Genomic DNA, 17,789 nt, shown 5'->3' on the forward strand with positions numbered 1-17,789 from the left:
TGTGCCTTGTGTAAATCTAACCACGATGAAATCTAAGTATCTTAGATGAATCTAGTATAAGATAATCTATACTACCTAAATCTTATCTAAAAAATGCAACCTATTCAAAGCAGATGGATTAGGTTTTTATCTGGGTTAATGGTTTTAACAGTGCTATCGGTAGCAAAAGCTAATGATCCGGGTCTTTGTTTTATGACGACATCATCAGGTAGTATCAATTTGGGGGAAATATGCAAGGTTATACAAACCACGGATACTTTTTTTCGCGTCCCTATGAAGGGTCGTCAGGCAAAGAATCCGATTATATATGTTAAGTTTAATGGTGGTCAAGTTTTTGAGATGGTTTTTGATACTGGTGCAAGTGGTATCCTGATTACTCAAGAAATCGCGAAAAAGTCGAATATCAAGCCTGCGGGAAAAAGTCGATTCACTATTGCTGATGGTAGTGTAGTAGAATTCCAAACTATAACAATTCTTTCTGTCTCTGGTGGGAGTGTTGTTGTCAATAATGCCCAAATTTCTATTGCGCCTAAAGCTGAGATTGGTTTACTTGGTCATGGTTTTTTTCAGAATTATGATGTAAGAATTCTCAAAAAACAGATTGAATTTCATAAGCGTTAAAACAGAGTTAAAATTGTCAGGATTGAGTGACAATAAGTAGGAAGGCACAAAAAAACCGTAGACCCACAGCGACTTCTCTAAGACTAGTATGTAACGAAAAGTAAAATTGACCAAAACCTATTGTCTTTTGCCTTTTGCCTTGTCATAACAACAATTGTTAACACCCACCTACTTATATTATTCAGAATAAATCAGTCTTCTATGTGCAGAATAGACCTCTTGGAAAATCGTTTCTGTGGTATGATAAATAGTTTTAGGTTTTATGTATTTTTGGTGTTCTTTGGGCTCGCTAATTCAAACATAACCCTGTAACTCTAACTTTTGGCTAAAACCAAGACAAACCCCCTTTTATAACATAAAATTAGTTCTGCAAGAGGTCTAATGATTAATTTGTAGGAAGGGCATAATTTTAGTTGTGTCATCCTCTAACAGGATTTTGGATTCACCCCACAGATAAATCTGAGGGCAAGGAATTATTGGACGGATGTCTATTAATGTGTTAAATTCTTAATCTGACGATTTTATTAATTTTGATTTCTCAACTCTTACAAATCTAAAATCCCAAATTTAAAATAAATGCAACCTTATCACCAAATCTCGATTATTGAATGTGGTGAACCATTAGTGAAGATTCCTCTGGAGTTATTTGCTGTGGAATCTCCCCATCCTTATGAAAAGTTAGGTGCTACTTATGGGGAATACTCACCTTATTATCTGCGTGAGAGTGTTGTTAAGAATTTAATTGAGGCGCAAAATTATTTACAGTTGCTGCATCCTGGTTGGTATATTCAAATTTTTGATGGTTATCGACCTGTAGGTGTACAGCAGTTTATGGTGGATTACAGCTTTGGGGAAGCGTTGCGAGCGAGGGGAGTGAGTGCAGAAGAGTTATCACCCCAGCAACGAGAAGAGGTTTGGCAACAGGTATATGAAATTTGGGCTGTACCAAGTTTGGATATGAATACTCCTCCTCCCCATAGTACAGGTGCTGTGGTGGATATTACGCTGGTGGATGATAATGGGGAAGTTGTAGATATGGGTTCTGCAATTGATGAGATGTCTGTGCGATCCCACCCAGATTATTATGCTCAAAGTAACCCAAACTATCATGCTAACCGTCAATTGTTACGAGATATCATGCTAAAAGCAGGATTTAAACGCAATCCTAGAGAGTGGTGGCATTTTTCTTCTGGTGATCAAATGTGGGCTTGGTTATATAATCAGTCCAATCCTGATTATCCCGTCACTGCACGTTATGGGAGATTGATATGATTGAGCATGGGAGTTAATTAATAATTACGAATTATTTGCAGAAAAGCTTTGCAAAATATAATTGGATAACTCAGAAAATCCTTCTCCTGAAGCCGCAGTCGTTATGTATGCTGGTTGATGCTGCAACTTGACTGGAGTATTTGCTAACATTGGCTACACCAAAGGAAATTGGAAAATAACGTTGTTCAAATAAACTTTCATCATCGGAAATTGTCACAGTTGGTGACAATTTCCGATGCTGTATATTCTGGGGAATATTCGCGTAAAACTTGTAACAATCCCACTGCCTTATCTTGTCCTTGGGGTTTAATATGACATTGGACATTGCTGTAAGTAAATCCCCAGCCCTGTTGTTGACAAAGAACACTGAGATATTGCAGTTCATTCTCTGTCAAAGCTGCTACATGAAACGTCCAGTCAGTGATACCAAAACAATTATCAGCAGATTCCGTCATTTGAGGAGATTTCAATTGTAATTTTTCAAACATTGTCCCTAAATGCTGACGATGGTTAGCTAAATTAGGAATGGGTGTTAAAGCTACTGATTCTAATCTTGTAGATGGACAGGACAAACCACCATTTTCTGCTACGGCACCTGCAACCGGCATTCAACTATTTAGCCCATTCATTCACCCAACCCGCTGATCTTCCAGTTACAATCAGTACCTGTACTCCAGAGGCGGCAAAATTCTCCAAAGCTTGCAATAGTGAAGATGTAAATTTTCCGTAGGTTGTTAAATTCCCGTCCATATCTGTAGCTACGAGACGAATATTGCTCAAGTCATGAGAATGACTAATGTGACTAGACATATAAAATGGGGATTGGGAAATCATGATGTAAAAAAACACTAACGATAGGGTAATGTGATAATCAAAATTTGGGCATCCTAATCATATAAGAGTAATATTTTTCAGTTTGCTAATCATGCTTAATATCTTGTTTCTGGCCCAGTCTTCAACTTCGAGGACTCAAAAGACGATCAAAACAGTGCCAGCTAGTGAATCTCCAATCACATATTTATTAATGTTTAGCAGTGGAGGACTACTTTTAGCCCTAATTGCAGGGATTTTGTATGGCAAAATTTTAGTGCGTAACTATGATAAAAAAGTTAAGTTTGAAAAATTTCGGACTAGAGAATTAGAAAAAAAATTGAAGTTAGCGCTGGAAACCATTCGCAAAATGGAAACTAACCCTGATTTAGTTCACTCACGGGACTTTAACCTCGATTATCTGCGAATGCGGATGTCAGAGGAGGTATTTCATTTTGGGGTTGTTAATCAAATTAAACTCAAGATTAAAGATAAAATTTCTCTGGCGCTGCGTCCAGGACAATCTCAACAGGGACAAGTTGGGATTGCTAGTAACGCTGGTAGACAGCTGGATGAAATTTTTGATGTTGAGTATGAAACTGGTGTTTCACCCAATATTGTTAAGCGAGTACTGTTTCGGGTTCAAATTCGCTTGATGAAATTACCTACCCAAGCTACTTCTGCTACTATTAGTCAAATCATAGACTGTATAGAAACTTACCTTAGTCCTAGAGAAGATGACGATTCATGGCAGCCGACAATTCAAGGTCGGATTGTTTATATGCACTGGGATCAAAAGGCTAAACCGACTCCTCTGTTAGTGCTGGAACAATCCAATGAAGGTGTAAATGTAACCTTCCGTACTACTCGCCAACCGAATGCTACTATACCCCCGAATCCACCAATTCAAAAAAACAAGGCACAAGGCTCTTAAACTCCTTCTGCTACCTTGGGACTACTAACTACATTTTGGGCATCACGAGTTAATAAACCGTCTTCCATCTCGACGATGCGATCGGCTATATCTAAGATGCGGTTATCATGGGTGACTAATAAAATAGCAGTTCCTTGTTCTTTGGCCAGACGCTGCATGATTTCTACCACATCACGTCCTGATTGTTTATCTAATGCGGCGGTGGGTTCATCTGCTAGGACTAATGGAGGATGATTGACTAGGGCGCGGGCGATGGCTATTCTTTGTTTTTGCCCACCAGATAGATTGTCTGGATAGTAGTTTATTCGTTCTGCCAAGCCAACTGATCCCAACATTGCTTCTGACTTCTTAATAGCTTCTGATTGAGAAATAGTATTATTTAATTCGACTGCCATTTGCACATTTTGCCTAGCAGTTAAGAATCCTAGTAAATTGTGAGCTTGAAAAATATAACCTATATTACGTCTGCTTTGCACTAGTTTACTTTGACTGGAGCCTGAAAGTTCTGTACCTAAAAATTTTAAACTTCCTTCCTGTACAGACCGCAACCCACCTATTAAGCTCAGTAATGTAGTTTTACCTGAACCAGATGGACCAGTCATAATCACAATTTCTCCGGCATATATTTCTAGATTAATATCAAATAGAATTTGTTTTCTAAGCGCACCTCTGCCGTAGTAATGGTTAATATTTTGAATGGCGATTACAGGTTGTGTGTTGATCATAAGGGTGTATGGGTGTAAAGGTGTAGGGAGATGGGGTAGATAGATGGGGGTGATGGGGGTGATGGGGCAATATTTTCTTCTCCTGAACTCCTGACTTCTGACTCCTGACTCCTGACTCCTGAATTCTTACCTTTAAAAAATATCTGCTGGATCGGCGGAACGTAATTTTCTCATAGCGATTATTCCAGATATAAAACACATAAAAATTGTTAATATTAGCACCATGATGGCGCGTTCATGACTCATAAAAACTGGTAGAAGTGTAGCATCTCTAGCCACATGGTACATAAACAAAGCGCAAGCAAATCCAGGTAGATATCCTAAAACTGCTAACATGAATGCTTCTTGAAGAATGACAGTTAATAAATAGTTTTGTGTATAACCTATGGCTTTGAGGGTAGCATATTCAGACAAATGCTCTGTTACTTCTGTATACAAAATCTGATAAACAATTACAGTTCCGACAATAAAACCCATAATTGTTCCTAATGTGAAAATAAAGCCAATAGCGGTACTACTTGCCCAGTAATTTCTTTCATAGTCAATAAATTCTCGTTTGGTTAAAATATTGACATCTGTAGGTAAATAAGTTCGCAAATAGGCGGCGACTTGGTTGGGATCTGCTCCTGGTTTTAATTTAATTAAGCCAATATCAATTAATCCTCTTTGTCGGGTAGTAAATAACCGCAAAAAGTTGACATCGCTGGTAATTAGGTTTCCATCTGCACCAAAGGATGCACCTAAAGTAAATAATCCTGTGACTTTTATTTTTCGTCGTCTAACTTCTGCTGTTACATTTTTTCCTTGATCAAAATCAGCGGCGATTGGACCATATTCAAGTCTGGAAGAACGGTCAAATAATACTACATCAGGTAGTTTAAGTTTATCTAAATTTTCCTCAACACCAGGTAAATCAAAGACATTAAGTTCAGGATTGATACCAAAAGTGAGGATGCTGCGGGGGCGACCTGTTATGGGATTTTTCCAGCTTGTGTAGTCCAAATATATGGGATATACTGACTCTACTGCTGGTAAATCTAAGGCTTTATATAATCGCCGTTGGGAAAAAGGTTTCATTGCTAACACGGCATTAGATTGAGTGTTAATTAGAACAATGTCACCCTTTAAACTGCCGTGCATTCTGACGTTGCTGTAATATAGTGCATCTCGGAAACCAAGCTGCATAAACATCAAAATATCAGCGAAAGCAATACCTGACAAAGCCACAGCTAGGCGAGTTTTTTCCCTGGTTAGTTGTAGCCAAGATAAAGGTATTTTCTGAGTCATTTGCTATGAGATATTGCAGTATCACTTCTTTGACTGACTACTGTTTATGAGGAAGTTCATCGGTATTAATTTCTACCATAACTTTGGCATTTGTTAAACCGGAAACTCGCTGACTATAATTTGAGGGGAGAGCAATTTTTACTTCGACTACTCTGGCATCAATATCTGCGGCTGGATCGTTATTTAACACATCTTTTTTGCCAATTTTTCTGCCAATTTCGGTTATAGTTCCTTTTAATTGGTCGTTAAATGCGCCGTTATCACTGGTGATAGTCGCCCGTTGACCAACACGGATTTTACCAATACTATCTTCAGGAATTTCTGCAACTACAAACATCTGATCAGTTTGTCCAATTTCAGCAATGCCATTTGTACTCATGACTTCCCCTGATTTGGTGTGAACTTTTAAAATTTCACCGGGGGTTGGTGCTTTGACGTAACTTAATTGCAGTTCTGCTTGGGCTTTTCTGATCACTGCCATTGCATTAGTAACTTGGGCTTGTGCCATTTGTACATCAGTGGGACGAACATCAAGCAGTCTACTCAATCTGGCTCTTTCTTCGTCTATTTGCTTTTGCAAAGTGGCTACCGTTTTCTCGCGGGTAGCTGTGGCTTCGATTAGTTGCTGTTCTAAGGTGGCGAGCGTTTGAACTTGGGTAGCTCTGGCTTGTGCTATTTGTTGTTGTAATGTTCCCAGTGCTTCTCTCAAACTGGCTTGAGTTTCACGCAGTTGCTGATTAGCTGTAGCCGCACGCAAACGCCTTTTATCTCTTTCTTGCTGAGAAATAGCACCTTCTCCGTATAAAAACTCATAGCGTCCGGCATCAACTTCAGCGTCACGCTGTTCAGCTTGTACTTTGGAAATGGTTGCTCTTAAACCGTCTTTTTGCCCTCTGAGTTCAGCTTCTAGACGTTTGATACCGGCTTGTTGAGCAACTTTTTCACCACTTAACTCGGCTGCTATGCGGGAAATGCTCGCTTGTTGAGCTTCTTTTTCCCCATTTAACTGTGCTTGCAAACGCGCAATTATGGCTGCTTGAGCTTGAATATCTCTTGGGGAAGCAGCTCTTATTTGGCCTAAATTTGCACGAGATTCTTGCAGTTTGGCTTTTGCTTCTTCAACTGCAGCCATGTTACTATCACGGCTGTCTAAAATAGCAATGACTTGACCTTGCTGCACTCGTTGTCCTTCTCTGACTAAGAGTTGCTGCACTCGTGAACCTGCTGAGAGTCCTGAGTTAGGGGCAGCAATTTTAATCACTTCTCCTCGCGGTTCTAATCTTCCTATAGCACTGATGCTTCTAGGAGTTGGTGTCATGGATACGGAGGAAGTTAGTTTTTTTAATTGTTCAATTTTGGCTGTAGCTAGGTATCCAGCTGCGATCACTACAGGCACGGCTACAGCAATTTTTAACCAAACTTTAGATTTTTCTAGTGTCTGTCCTGTTAACTTTGGCTTCTCACTCACCCTTGACATGGTATATTACCTATCTGATTTGTGCTGATGGAAGTAAAAAAGCAAATTAGCCTCAGTTGAAAAAAAATCAAACAATTTTAAATTTTAGATTTCCTTTAGTGAAGGGTTATGTAGCTTGCTTCTTTGCAGGATTACCAAACAAGCTCAATCCCAAATCTAAAATCTAAAATCTAAAATTCGCACAGTCAAATTATCAGTTCCAGAACTTAACTGAACAGTTTTGAATTGGTATAAATTTGGTAGATATAATAATGCAGTGATATTCTCGGCAGTAAACAATCAGGACTTACGTAACTAGCATATTAGTATGGTGCGTCAGACCTATAAATTCGTTAGTATCAACAGATTTTTGACATCTGACTGACCCTACACGAGACATTAAGCGTGACACTTGCGTAAGTCCTAACAATGCTATTACCAATATCAGTTATTAGTTATCATTCTCTGAACTGTTCCCGGTTTATTGATTCGATAATTGAACGTAGATAAATGTGCCAAAAAATCTAAAATCCTCAATTTAAAATCTGAAATTGGCACGGTTAAAAACGAATAGAAATATATCTATTTGTCATCCTATAACAGGATTTTAGCTTGAACCCACGGATAAAATCGGGGGCTTGTACCATCAAGAAATTGTTGATTAATTAGAGCATTTTTAACATCACCGTTTACCTAACTTGATTGTTAACTAGATTGTTACTGCGTATTGCAGTTAAATGAAGTGAAAAATTTAATGGCAAAGCTGTGCAACCACAGGCTTTTATTGCTGACGGCTAACCGCTGATTGGTGAATACTAACGTTTTTAGACTCCATGAGAATTCGGTTAAATGAATTCTACATTCATCAGTTGCAGGAAAACGTAACGGAACTTACAGATAGAGAGATGAGGATATGGGAAATGTGAGGAGATGGAGATATGATTATTGTGGCAAGTCAAATAATACAGTGGTCATGTAATTTTCTGCCCAATCTGTACCAAAAGCCCTTTCTAAAACTCGACGGGTTTTATCATTTTGCTGCTGTTTGGTACAATAATTTTTCTGCCCAGCGATAATCTGATCTACTTTTTCTGATGCTACAGGACTAGATGCGAGCGCTTGAGTACAATGAATATCTAAAAAGTCTTTTACACGCTGGAGAAACATTGATTCTTCTTCAACAGATACAGGACGAACAAAGATACAAAAATCAGAAAATATCTTTCCCCATTCTGGTAATTCACGGGGTTGGGAGAATTCAAATTTGGTTAAATTGCTCAGATCAGAATTATAACCATCTGGTAAAATACGTTCTAAGTTTACAGGAGAAAGGTCAGCAATAGCAGCACTAATTTGACCTCTCCCTCCAACTAAATCGCAACCAAACATGGGAATGTCATATTCTGGACAGGGAAACATCACGCAATGCAAAATATCTAAGATATTTCCCACTCTCGCTAGTTCCAAGTGGATTTTGCGGAACTGTGGTGTTTGATAACAGCGGTTTTCTATAATCAGTTTTTCCCCTTCTAGTCTACCTTCTACATATCCCAATTCCGCTGGTAAATGATAGGTTGATAAATCTAGGTGTTGATGCCAAACTGATTCTATACAATCAGCTAGTTGACGAATCAGGGGATGTTGTTCTTCACGGAGAGAGGGGGTAAAAGTGGAAGACATATTATTTGAACCATGTAATTTAGTGTCTAGTTTACAATTAGTAAGTACATTCTGTTATATGGAGAAATATAAACACACAACTATACTTTAGTTTGATAATTTTCGGTTAACTGAATCGGCAATAGAAAAAAATTTATGTAACAAGATTTACGCAAAAATAAAAAAAACAACAAAACAATGAAATATGAGCTATGACAGAACCCTTAAATACTTAATTGAAGAATATCCTCAAGCCATTGTTCAATGGTTACTTAATATTATGCAAGAATCTGTCGTGTATCAAAAAATCATTCGAGAAGGTTTGGAACAGGGAAGAGGTTCTGAAGTTAAATTAATTATGCGTCTACTTCAGCGTCGTTTGGGAAAAATAGGTATTGAAATTCAAAATCAAATTCAAGATTTATCTCTTACACAGTTATAAGATCCAGGCTAAGCTTTATTAGATTTTCAAACTGAAGGTGACTTAATTAGTTGGTTGAGTGAGCATTGTCATTGAAAAAGTAATCTTTTCTCAAAACGAACAATAATCACTATTGCCAAAAATCAACTACCTCATACCCCAATTCAGCTAACATCTGCCGTAGTAGGGGTAAACTCAAGCCAATTACATTACTGTGACAACCTTCGATTTTTTCAACAAATAAACTACCAAACCCTTCTAAAGCAAAAGCTCCAGCACATTTAAGAGGTTCATCTGTGGCTACATAAGCTTGAATTGCGCGCTCGCTCATCGTCCCAAAATAAACCCTAGTAACTTGGCACTTGACAATAGCATAACTTTGTGAGGTGTCAATCAACACATGACCAGTGTACAAGTCACCAAAATTACCTTGCATTAACTTCCACCGGGCGAGCGCTTCGTCTGCATCTCCAGGTTTACCATAAATCTCACCATCAATAGCTAAAACCGAATCACAACCCATAACCAAAGCCGATGGAAATTGTGAAACCACAGTTTCTGCTTTACGCTGAGCCAGCGTTTTTACCAATTCTCCTGGTTCAGTCAGTTGTATTTGCGACTCATCAAAATCACTAGGGCAAATTATCGGTTCAATACCCACAGTTTGCAACAAGCGACGACGGGCAGGAGAAGCAGAAGCAAGTATAAATTGAGGAATGGTCATAGTCAACCCCTTCGGGGAATTCAAAATAGTGCTTACAGCAGGCTACGCCAACAAAATTCAAAATTGAAGACCCCACGAATAAATCCGGGGGCTTGTATCCTGATTGTTTTTGGTCAAGAATATAGGTAATTTGTAATTGCTCACCAGAACGACTCTACTCCCAGTCCCCATTACCCATTCTCCAATCACCTGATTAATACACCGTAAAAGAATTTACAAGTTCATAAATTGTGCGTTGAAGTTTGTTCCAACGCTTTTCTGGTATTGAAGCATTAAAAGTAAAAAGCTTACCACGACTCACAGCTACACTAGATACATTGTGACGTTTTTGCTGATTGGCGAGAGTGATCTCATACTCTAGAACGTAGTAAGTTTTACCATCGACTTCTTTTTGACCAACATTGATTAATTCAGCTGAACGCCCAGAATCTACAGGAGCAAGAGCAGATTTACCTAAATTATATCCTACTTCTGTCGGTGTCCCTAGTTCTGTCAAAGTCCTACCGTCAGGAACAGGACTAATCACCACAGAGACATTTTCTGATACCTCAATTAAATCGTGAAATACCACATCGGGACCGTTGGCAACTTTAACTTGCAACCAACCATTAGGATATAAAAACTGATAACCATCAGCACTATCTATAAAGCTTTTAAGTCCATAAGCATTAGCTACACTAGGGTTACTCAGGCTGATACTGAACACCAAGACCAAGATTAACGCAATTCGTTTCCACATTTGACAAAAGTCCTTTGGGCTGGAAGCAATATATGACAAGGATGATTGCAAGTTTTTATTCTCCCATTAATAGGTACGCTTTCGGGGTAAATTTCACGCAGAAGCGCAGAGGTACGGAGAATGAGAGAAGGTTTATTTTACTTCTAGTTCTGAAGGTTGCTCTTCTAATTCTCCCAGTGAAGAAATAATCACAGCTGGTCTATCAGGAAATTCTGCTACAAGTTTTAGCTCTCCTCCCATAGCTTTTAGGTAACTACGCAATGTAGAAAGAAGGAGGTGAGCACGTTTTTCCAGCCTAGAAACACTATCTTGGGGAGTTCCTAATAGTTCTGCCATAGATTCTTGAGTTAATTTTCCGGCTTTTCTGATATCTTGAGGCCTCATGTTTTCAACAATAAGCTCTTGAGCGTGAGGTTCAATTTTTGCTCGACATGCTGGTGGGAGTTGTACCATTACATCACTCAGTTTTGTGGCCATATCTTCATTCTCCTTTGTCTTTTAATTCCTGAAGATGGGAGTCAAATCACTTATCTGCTTTTGCAATCAGTCGTTTGTAAAATCTTTTTTCACTTGTCCCTGCTTTGTTACCAGCTACAAGTAATATTGCTTCTTCTTTGGGTCAAAAGCAAATGCTAATCGCCATACACCATCATCTGCATAAAAACGAATATTTACTCTTCACCCCAAACCCCCTTCTTTTAAGGATTCCATCAATTTACGCTTACGTCCATGAACTAGCGTTAGCTTTTCCCAATATTTTACCGAATCGGCTTTTCTCCCAGATGCTAAATAAGCTGCGCGTGCTTGTTTTAGCCAATCAACTGCGTCACTATAATATTTTCCCTTGCTGGCATCCATAATTCAATCAGCACGACGACGCGAATTAGCAATTACCCAGTTAGGTTTATAGGGAACAGCAGCGGTCATGACTCTGTGAATTAAATCGTTATGATAACCATCCAGTTCACTGACAATCTTGATTGCATCATCTATTAATCCTTCATCTAAAAATATATATACTTTGGCTGATTCTGAACCCCAACCTCTATAGGTGCGGATTATTTTTAATAAATCCAATTTCTCATTTTCCTAACCTTCACCAACCAAGGTTTTGATTTCTTGGTAATCTGCAATTATTAAATTTGTAAAATAGCTTTATTTACTAATAATTTGGCTTGATTATTTACCAATTCATCTGCTAAACTACTTTTCTAGATTCCTAGTTAAAATTGACAATCTCCTGGTAAATTCAATCCTGTCTTAGCAATTTATAAAGCCTGGTTTAATTTCCCCTCTTATGCTAAAGTTTTCGCTAAACTAAAAGCCTGTTCCATTCTTTTTATCTGGGTCTGGGCTGCTTGCATTGCTTCTTCAACTGTGCCTAAAGGCCCTAACATGGCTAGATAATGTTGACTTTTCCCTTCTGCTTCTGCTAAATAAAAATATTCTTTTCTGCTAAATACAAATATTCTTAATGACGTTGTTGTCTTTCTAATATTGTAAGACGAATCAATGCTAAATCATCTGCAAATTCTGGGACTTCTTCTGTCCAAACTCCTCTGGGAGTAATGTTTCCCATCATAACTTGTATTAATCTTGGTTGATACCAATCGTGATATAAGGCTTCTAAACTCATGGGAAAATCAGCATTCCATTCATCTTGCGATGTTTCTAAATTTACTTGGATGTCTACTTTCTCTTCTGGATTAAGTTCAGTGGAAAGAATTGCTTGAGTCCAAGGATAATTTAATTCCTGAACAATTTCATCATTTTCTGGGCCGTATTCGGCTACTTCATCGCATTTTTCCACACAGGTAGCGGTAATGGCTTCCAAAATTGTGATCCCATTATGTCCTTCCCCACGTTCGCAATAATCTACCGCAATGTTTACCAACTTCAGCATTCCAAATCCTACATACTATACCGGAGAATTTGACCTACTTACTGGCAATAGGGAACTATATCAATGGTAATCTCTGATTTGGTAGGTTTTCCCACAGATATGGCATTTGTCATCCAACTGACTTGTTGATCAATGGCTTCTAGTATGTGCGGATGTTATGCTACCAACGCTCCCAGCAGCTTTTGGGTTCGGATATCATCTAGGCGATTGAGTAGTTCTTCCAAGCTGGGACAATGTTCAGTAATTTCAGGCTGACCCATACAAATAAGCATCGTCGCCACGATATGTTTACACCATCCTTCTAAGTGGTAAGGACAGCTACACCGCCAAAACTTTAACCAATCACGTTTAAACTAATATTGACGTGGTAGATTTTAGCTTCAGTGCCTTCAACTTCAGCCTGAAAGGTTTTTTTCCCACGTTGGGTTAGAGAAATGACAGCACCCACGTCATAATATGCCTCTCCTTTCTGGAAAGATTTGGCGTTGGCATGACGGCGAATCGTAAATTCACTGAATAGGGAAATAGACATGGGACCGTACTTTAATCGGCTACCCCTACCCCTGTGGAAATTTTAGGGCTGGATAAATATTACCTTGACTGTCGGTATGTCAATCATGAGTTGTAATGAAACTCAAAGTTACACGAAAATCCGCTAAAATTACAAAATGTCAAGAAAAACCCATGATCAACATATAACTATAATTTTTTTCTGAACACTACAGTCATCCTCATTCTCAACACTAACGCATTGGGTGAAATGTTTTAAAAGGGGCATATCAAGTTAAAAATAAGTAGACTAAAAAAACGGGGAGACTAACGTGAGTTCTGGATTCGATTACGATTTAGTGATTATCGGCGCAGGTGTAGGTGGACATGGCGCAGCCCTACATGCTGTCAACTATGGTCTGAAAACAGCGATTATTGAAGCAGCACACATGGGGGGAACCTGTGTCAACCGGGGCTGTATTCCCTCCAAGGCGCTTTTAGCAGCTTCAGGAAGGGTGCGGGAGTTACGCAATGCCCACCACCTCAAATCTTTGGGAATTCAGATTGGTAATGTAGAATTTGATCGGCAAGCGATCGCTAATCATGCCAATAATCTTGTTTCTAAAATTCAAGGAGACTTAACCAACAGCCTCAAACGCTTGGGAGTCGATATCATCCGGGGTTGGGGAAAATTAGCTGAAACACAAAAAGTCTCTGTCACCACAGATAAGGGTGAAAGAAGCATCACGGCTCAAAACATCATTCTTTCCCCCGGTTCTGTTCCCTTCGTTCCTCCCGGAATTGAAATAGACGGCAAAACAGTCTTTACCAGTGACCAAGGGGTAAAATTAGAATCTCTACCCAAGTGGATAGCAATTATTGGTAGCGGTTACATTGGTTTGGAATTTTCTGATATTTACACCGCTTTGGGCTGTGAAATCACAATGATTGAAGCCCTAGACCTGTTAATGCCAGGATTTGACCGCGACATTGCTAAACTAGCAGAACGGGTTTTAATTACTCCCCGTGATATTGAAACCAAAGTCGGGATTTACGCCAAAAGGATTATTCCTGGTTCTCCAGTTGTGATTGAGTTAGCCGATTTCCAAACTAAAGACTATTTAGAAGTATTGGAAGTTGATGCTTGCTTAGTAGCTACAGGCCGCATCCCGGCTACCCAAAATCTTGGTTTAGATTCTGTCGGTGTGGAACTTGATGGACGGAAATTTATTCCTGTTAACGATTGTATGGCAGTACTTTCAGCCGGTGAAGTTGTTCCCCATCTCTGGGCTATTGGTGATGCTAACGGGAAAATGATGTTGGCACACGCAGCTTCGGCACAAGGTATCATAGCTGTAGAAAATATCCTTGGTAAAGACAAAAAAGCAGACTATCGCAGCATTCCCGCAGCAGCCTTTACCCATCCAGAAGTTAGTTATGTGGGTTTAACTGAAACAGCAGCCCAAGAAATGGGTTTAGCTGAAGGATTTGAAATTGGTATTAGTAAGAGTTACTTCAAAGGTAATTCTAAAGCTTTAGCAGAAAATGAAGCTGATGGCATCGCCAAGGTGATTTACCGTAAAGATACAGGTGAAGTCTTGGGTGTGCATATTTTCGGTTTACACGCTTCTGATTTAATTCACGAAGCATCCGCAGCAGTTGCACAACGTCAGTCTGTAAAAGACCTGGCTTATTTAGTTCACGCCCATCCTACACTATCCGAAGTTCTGGATGAAGCTTACAAACGAGCTATCGCAAGTTAATTGAAGGCAGGAGGCAGAAGGAAGGCAAAAGGCAAAAGGCAAAAGGCAAAAGGCAAAAGGCAAAAGATAAATATTCTTCCCCTGCTTCCCCAATCCTCAGTCCCCTGCTTCCCCAATCTTCAGTCCCCATCTTCCCCAATCCTCAGTCCCCAGTCCCCACAATGAAAATCCGTCGTCGTTCACCTAGTCCCACTATTGATGTCTCTGTTATCCGCTACCAAGCAGTTTTACAAGATGCAGCGCCAAATAATATTTTGGAAGAAATTGTTTGGCAAAAAGAGATAGAAATTGAGCAAATGCGGGAAAAGCTGCCTTTGCGAGAATTGCAGAAAAAGGTGCTTTCCGCACCTCCTACCCGTGATTTTGTTGCCGCACTCCGTCAAGGTAAAACCAAACCCGCACTAATTGCTGAAGTGAAAAAAGCCTCTCCTAGCAAGGGAATTTTACGCGCAGATTTTGACCCAGTAGCGATCGCACAATCTTATCAAGAAGGTGGTGCTAGTTGTCTTTCTGTACTCACAGATAGGAAGTTTTTTCAAGGTAGTTTTGAGAACTTATGTTTAGTTCATGCTGCGGTAGATTTGCCAGTATTATGTAAGGAATTTATCATTTATCCTTATCAAATTTATTTAGCGCGAATTAATGGCGCAGATGCGATTTTATTAATTGCGGGAATTCTCAGCGCTCAAGATTTACAATATTTTGTCAAAATTGCCAATAATCTAAAAATGGCAGCTTTGATAGAAGTTCATAGTTTAGAACAACTTGACAGAGTTTTATCCTTAGATGGTGTTACCTTAGTTGGTATCAATAATCGGAACCTAGAAGATTTTTCTGTTGATTTGCAAACTACTTGTCAGTTACTAAAAGATAAAGGCAGTCAATTACAGGCCAGAAATATTTTGGTAGTTAGTGAATCAGGAATTCATACCCCAGAGGATTTAAGTGTAGTGGAAACAGCCGGCGCATCAGCCGTACTCATTGGTGAGTCATTGGTCAAACAACCAGATCCAAAACTGGCAATTACTAATCTTTTTGGTAAATAGGACTGGGGAATGGGGACTGGGGAAGATGGGGAAGATGGGGAAGTAATTTTCCTAATGCCCAATGCCCAATGCCCAATGCCCAATGCCCAATGCCCCATGCCCAATTACCAATCACCAATCCCCAAACTTTGTTTCCTATGTATCAATTTAATTGATAAGATATAAACTCTTTTTAACCTAAAATCTCACATTGGCAATTTTCAATTAAGTTCATGGAGCAAATTCCTCTACCTGCACCTATTCACTACGAACTTATACTTCAACTGTTAGAAAAGCAGACGATGAGTGCTATAAATAACAACCAAGAGTTACGGCAACAAGTCAGTCAGCTAATTATTACCCTGCGAAAAGCTGCGGCACAACAAAAGCGATTAGAGGAAAGTTGTCAGGCTTCCTCCGTAGAAGTTGACCACCGTTGGTCACTTAATCATCTGGGGGGAAAGTCATGACTGACGAAGGGTAAGGGGGAAGGGTTAAAGGGGAAACTGTATGAAAAACTACCTTCCCTATCAAGTCGAGGACAGATTAATTGATGGGTAACTTGAATTGACGGTGTCCTGAGCAAAACCCCTGCTTTTAAGTATGGGCTTTCCCTTTTTCCCTTATCCTTGAACCTTTTCCTTTTGATTTCTGATTGATACCTACAGTAGATGTCGCTCTCTCAGGTACTATAATCTGATGACGAAATTGGTAAATGAATATCTAAAATTTGCCATCGGATTTAATCATCTTCACACAATTTTGATTCTTATTGGATTTTTAGGATAGAGATAATGGACAATAAGCTAATGTTGATGATTCCTGGACCAACCCCAGTTCCAGAAGCTGCCTTATTGGCATTGGCCAAGCACCCAATTGGACACCGTACTGCTGAATTCAGCAATATGATGGCGGAGGTGACAGAAAACCTCAAATGGCTGCACCAAACTGAAAGTGATGTGCTAATGCTGAATGTTAGCGGTACTGGTGCAGTAGAAGCGGGAATAATTAATTTTCTTTCTCCAGACGATCACATTTTAGTCGGTTCTAATGGTAAATTCGGTGAACGCTGGGTAGAAGTTGGTCAAGCGTTTGGTTTGAATGTGGAAACTGTCACCGCAGAATGGGGACAACCTTTAGACCCAGCTAAGTTTGCCGAAAAGTTGCAAGCTGACACAAACAAGGAAATTAAAGCTGTAATTATTACTCACAGCGAAACTTCAACAGGTGTAATTAATGATTTGGTAGCTATCAACAGCCATGTAAAAGCACATGGTGAAGCCTTAATTATTGTTGATGCTGTCACCAGCTTGGGTGCATACAATGTTGCAGTTGATGCTTTAGGTTTGGATATAGTCGCTTCTGGTTCCCAAAAAGGCTACATGATACCACCCGGTTTAGGATTTGTGTCTGTGAGTCCTAAAGGTTGGGAAGCTTATAAAACTGCTAAGTTGCCAAAATATTATTTAGATTTAGGTAAATATCGCAAATCGACTGCTAAAAATACAACTCCTTTTACTCCCCCAGTTAATTTGATTGTGGCATTACACACCACCTTGGGGATGATGAAGAAAGAGGGTTTGGAGTCAATTTTTGCTCGTCATGAACGTCAAAAGAATGCTACCCGGGCAGCAATGAAAGCTTTAAACTTACTATTGTTTGCGGCAGATGAATGTGCTAGTCCAGCTATTACCGCTGTATCAGTACCGGGAATGGAAGCAGATAAAATTCGGTCGTTGATGAAAAAGCGGTTCGATATTGCTTTAGCTGGTGGTCAAGACCATTTGAGCAATAAAATTTTCCGTATTGGTCACTTAGGATTTGTGAGCGATCGCGATATTCTTAGCTGTATAGCATCATTGGAAGTCGTACTTTCAGAACTGGGCTATGAAAACTTTACCCCTGGTACTGCTATAGGCGCAGCGGCAAAGGTTTTCGGATAAGAGAATAGGTGACAGGTG

The 17,789-nt window shown here is 39.4% G+C and carries 21 protein-coding genes and 2 pseudogenes; 8 read left to right on the top strand and 15 right to left on the bottom strand.

Translation table 11 applies throughout. The features are described 5' to 3' along the window. Positions 1–138: 138 nt before the first annotated feature. A complete protein-coding gene (locus AAZO_RS00385; protein ID WP_228371417.1) occupies positions 139–621 on the top strand; it encodes a retropepsin-like aspartic protease family protein in 483 nt (160 codons plus the stop codon). 576 nt (positions 622–1,197) lie between these two features. Beyond that, complete coding sequence (locus AAZO_RS00390; protein ID WP_013189758.1) at positions 1,198–1,893, top strand: M15 family metallopeptidase; 696 nt, start codon at positions 1,198–1,200, stop codon at positions 1,891–1,893. 24 nt (positions 1,894–1,917) lie between these two features. Here the strand turns inward: AAZO_RS00390 and AAZO_RS00395 are convergent. Next, a pseudogene (locus AAZO_RS00395) lies at positions 1,918–2,727 on the bottom strand (HAD hydrolase family protein). Positions 2,728–2,818: 91 nt separating this feature from the next. On the opposite strand from AAZO_RS00395, the gene AAZO_RS00400 reads away from it, so the two are divergent. Next, complete coding sequence (locus AAZO_RS00400; RefSeq protein WP_013189759.1) at positions 2,819–3,637, top strand: hypothetical protein; 819 nt, start codon at positions 2,819–2,821, stop codon at positions 3,635–3,637. Here AAZO_RS00400 and AAZO_RS00405 read toward each other — a convergent pair. From AAZO_RS00405 to AAZO_RS00420, 4 genes are all read right to left on the bottom strand, one after another. Continuing rightward, entirely contained in the window at positions 3,634–4,362 is a 729-nt protein-coding gene (locus tag AAZO_RS00405; protein ID WP_013189760.1) for a DevA family ABC transporter ATP-binding protein, read from the bottom strand. The genes AAZO_RS00400 and AAZO_RS00405 overlap by 4 nt on opposite strands. A 132-nt stretch (positions 4,363–4,494) precedes the next feature. Next, on the bottom strand, positions 4,495–5,649 hold the full coding sequence (gene devC, locus AAZO_RS00410; protein ID WP_013189761.1) for an ABC transporter permease DevC: 1,155 nt from the start codon (positions 5,647–5,649) through the stop codon (positions 4,495–4,497). Positions 5,650–5,686: 37 nt separating this feature from the next. Beyond that, on the bottom strand, positions 5,687–7,126 hold the full coding sequence (locus AAZO_RS00415) for an HlyD family efflux transporter periplasmic adaptor subunit (protein WP_013189762.1): 1,440 nt from the start codon (positions 7,124–7,126) through the stop codon (positions 5,687–5,689). 921 nt (positions 7,127–8,047) lie between these two features. Next, complete coding sequence (locus tag AAZO_RS00420) at positions 8,048–8,785, bottom strand: phycocyanobilin:ferredoxin oxidoreductase (RefSeq protein ID WP_013189763.1); 738 nt, start codon at positions 8,783–8,785, stop codon at positions 8,048–8,050. Between the two features lie 184 nt (positions 8,786–8,969). Here AAZO_RS00420 and AAZO_RS25555 point away from each other — a divergent pair, with 184 nt between their 5' ends. Next, positions 8,970–9,206 (top strand): DUF4351 domain-containing protein, encoded by a 237-nt coding sequence (locus tag AAZO_RS25555; protein WP_013189764.1) that lies wholly within the window; start codon positions 8,970–8,972, stop codon positions 9,204–9,206. Positions 9,207–9,315: 109 nt separating this feature from the next. On the opposite strand, the gene AAZO_RS00430 is transcribed toward AAZO_RS25555, so the two are convergent. The 9 genes and pseudogenes from AAZO_RS00430 to AAZO_RS36200 form a co-directional block, all read right to left on the bottom strand. Beyond that, positions 9,316–9,909: a Maf family protein gene (locus tag AAZO_RS00430; protein ID WP_013189765.1), complete on the bottom strand. Its 594-nt coding sequence runs from the start codon at positions 9,907–9,909 to the stop codon at positions 9,316–9,318. 193 nt (positions 9,910–10,102) lie between these two features. Continuing rightward, positions 10,103–10,648 (bottom strand): photosystem II reaction center PsbP, encoded by a 546-nt coding sequence (psbP, locus tag AAZO_RS00435; protein ID WP_013189766.1) that lies wholly within the window; start codon positions 10,646–10,648, stop codon positions 10,103–10,105. Between the two features lie 132 nt (positions 10,649–10,780). Beyond that, a complete protein-coding gene (locus tag AAZO_RS00440; protein WP_013189767.1) occupies positions 10,781–11,125 on the bottom strand; it encodes a helix-turn-helix domain-containing protein in 345 nt (114 codons plus the stop codon). A 46-nt stretch (positions 11,126–11,171) separates the two neighbouring features. Next, positions 11,172–11,317, bottom strand: a pseudogene (locus AAZO_RS36175) (type II toxin-antitoxin system RelE/ParE family toxin); the annotation flags it as partial. 9 nt (positions 11,318–11,326) lie between these two features. Further along, on the bottom strand, positions 11,327–11,506 hold the full coding sequence (locus AAZO_RS36180; RefSeq protein ID WP_228371418.1) for a hypothetical protein: 180 nt from the start codon (positions 11,504–11,506) through the stop codon (positions 11,327–11,329). A gap of 3 nt (positions 11,507–11,509) precedes the next feature. After that, positions 11,510–11,725, bottom strand: coding sequence for a hypothetical protein (locus AAZO_RS36185; RefSeq protein ID WP_228371419.1), 216 nt, complete (start codon positions 11,723–11,725; stop codon positions 11,510–11,512). A gap of 394 nt (positions 11,726–12,119) precedes the next feature. Then, positions 12,120–12,542, bottom strand: coding sequence for a hypothetical protein (locus tag AAZO_RS36190; protein ID WP_228371420.1), 423 nt, complete (start codon positions 12,540–12,542; stop codon positions 12,120–12,122). A 164-nt stretch (positions 12,543–12,706) separates the two neighbouring features. Next, on the bottom strand, positions 12,707–12,832 hold the full coding sequence (locus AAZO_RS36195) for a hypothetical protein (protein ID WP_266887424.1): 126 nt from the start codon (positions 12,830–12,832) through the stop codon (positions 12,707–12,709). A gap of 53 nt (positions 12,833–12,885) precedes the next feature. Next, positions 12,886–13,083 carry an SWIM zinc finger family protein gene (locus AAZO_RS36200; protein ID WP_041638936.1) on the bottom strand — a complete coding sequence of 66 codons (198 nt, stop codon included), beginning with the start codon at positions 13,081–13,083 and terminating at the stop codon, positions 12,886–12,888. 289 nt (positions 13,084–13,372) lie between these two features. Here AAZO_RS36200 and lpdA point away from each other — a divergent pair, with 289 nt between their 5' ends. Next, on the top strand, positions 13,373–14,803 hold the full coding sequence (lpdA, locus tag AAZO_RS00455; protein WP_013189768.1) for a dihydrolipoyl dehydrogenase: 1,431 nt from the start codon (positions 13,373–13,375) through the stop codon (positions 14,801–14,803). Between the two features lie 161 nt (positions 14,804–14,964). Beyond that, the gene (gene trpC, locus AAZO_RS00460; protein ID WP_013189769.1) at positions 14,965–15,849 is read left to right on the top strand and encodes an indole-3-glycerol phosphate synthase TrpC; all 885 of its coding nucleotides are present in this window, start codon (positions 14,965–14,967) and stop codon (positions 15,847–15,849) included. On the opposite strand, the gene AAZO_RS40750 is transcribed toward trpC, so the two are convergent. Continuing rightward, positions 15,830–15,964 (bottom strand): hypothetical protein, encoded by a 135-nt coding sequence (locus tag AAZO_RS40750; RefSeq protein WP_266887431.1) that lies wholly within the window; start codon positions 15,962–15,964, stop codon positions 15,830–15,832. The genes trpC and AAZO_RS40750 overlap by 20 nt on opposite strands. Positions 15,965–16,061: 97 nt before the next feature. On the opposite strand from AAZO_RS40750, the gene AAZO_RS00465 reads away from it, so the two are divergent. Both AAZO_RS00465 and AAZO_RS00470 read left to right on the top strand, forming a co-directional pair. Next, positions 16,062–16,298, top strand: coding sequence for a DUF5340 domain-containing protein (locus AAZO_RS00465; protein WP_013189771.1), 237 nt, complete (start codon positions 16,062–16,064; stop codon positions 16,296–16,298). Positions 16,299–16,622: 324 nt separating this feature from the next. Continuing rightward, on the top strand, positions 16,623–17,771 hold the full coding sequence (locus AAZO_RS00470) for a pyridoxal-phosphate-dependent aminotransferase family protein (RefSeq protein ID WP_013189772.1): 1,149 nt from the start codon (positions 16,623–16,625) through the stop codon (positions 17,769–17,771). Positions 17,772–17,789 lie beyond the last annotated feature (18 nt).

Source organism: 'Nostoc azollae' 0708, assembly GCF_000196515.1.
GTDB classification, from domain to species: Bacteria; Cyanobacteriota; Cyanobacteriia; order Cyanobacteriales; family Nostocaceae; genus Trichormus_B; species Trichormus_B azollae.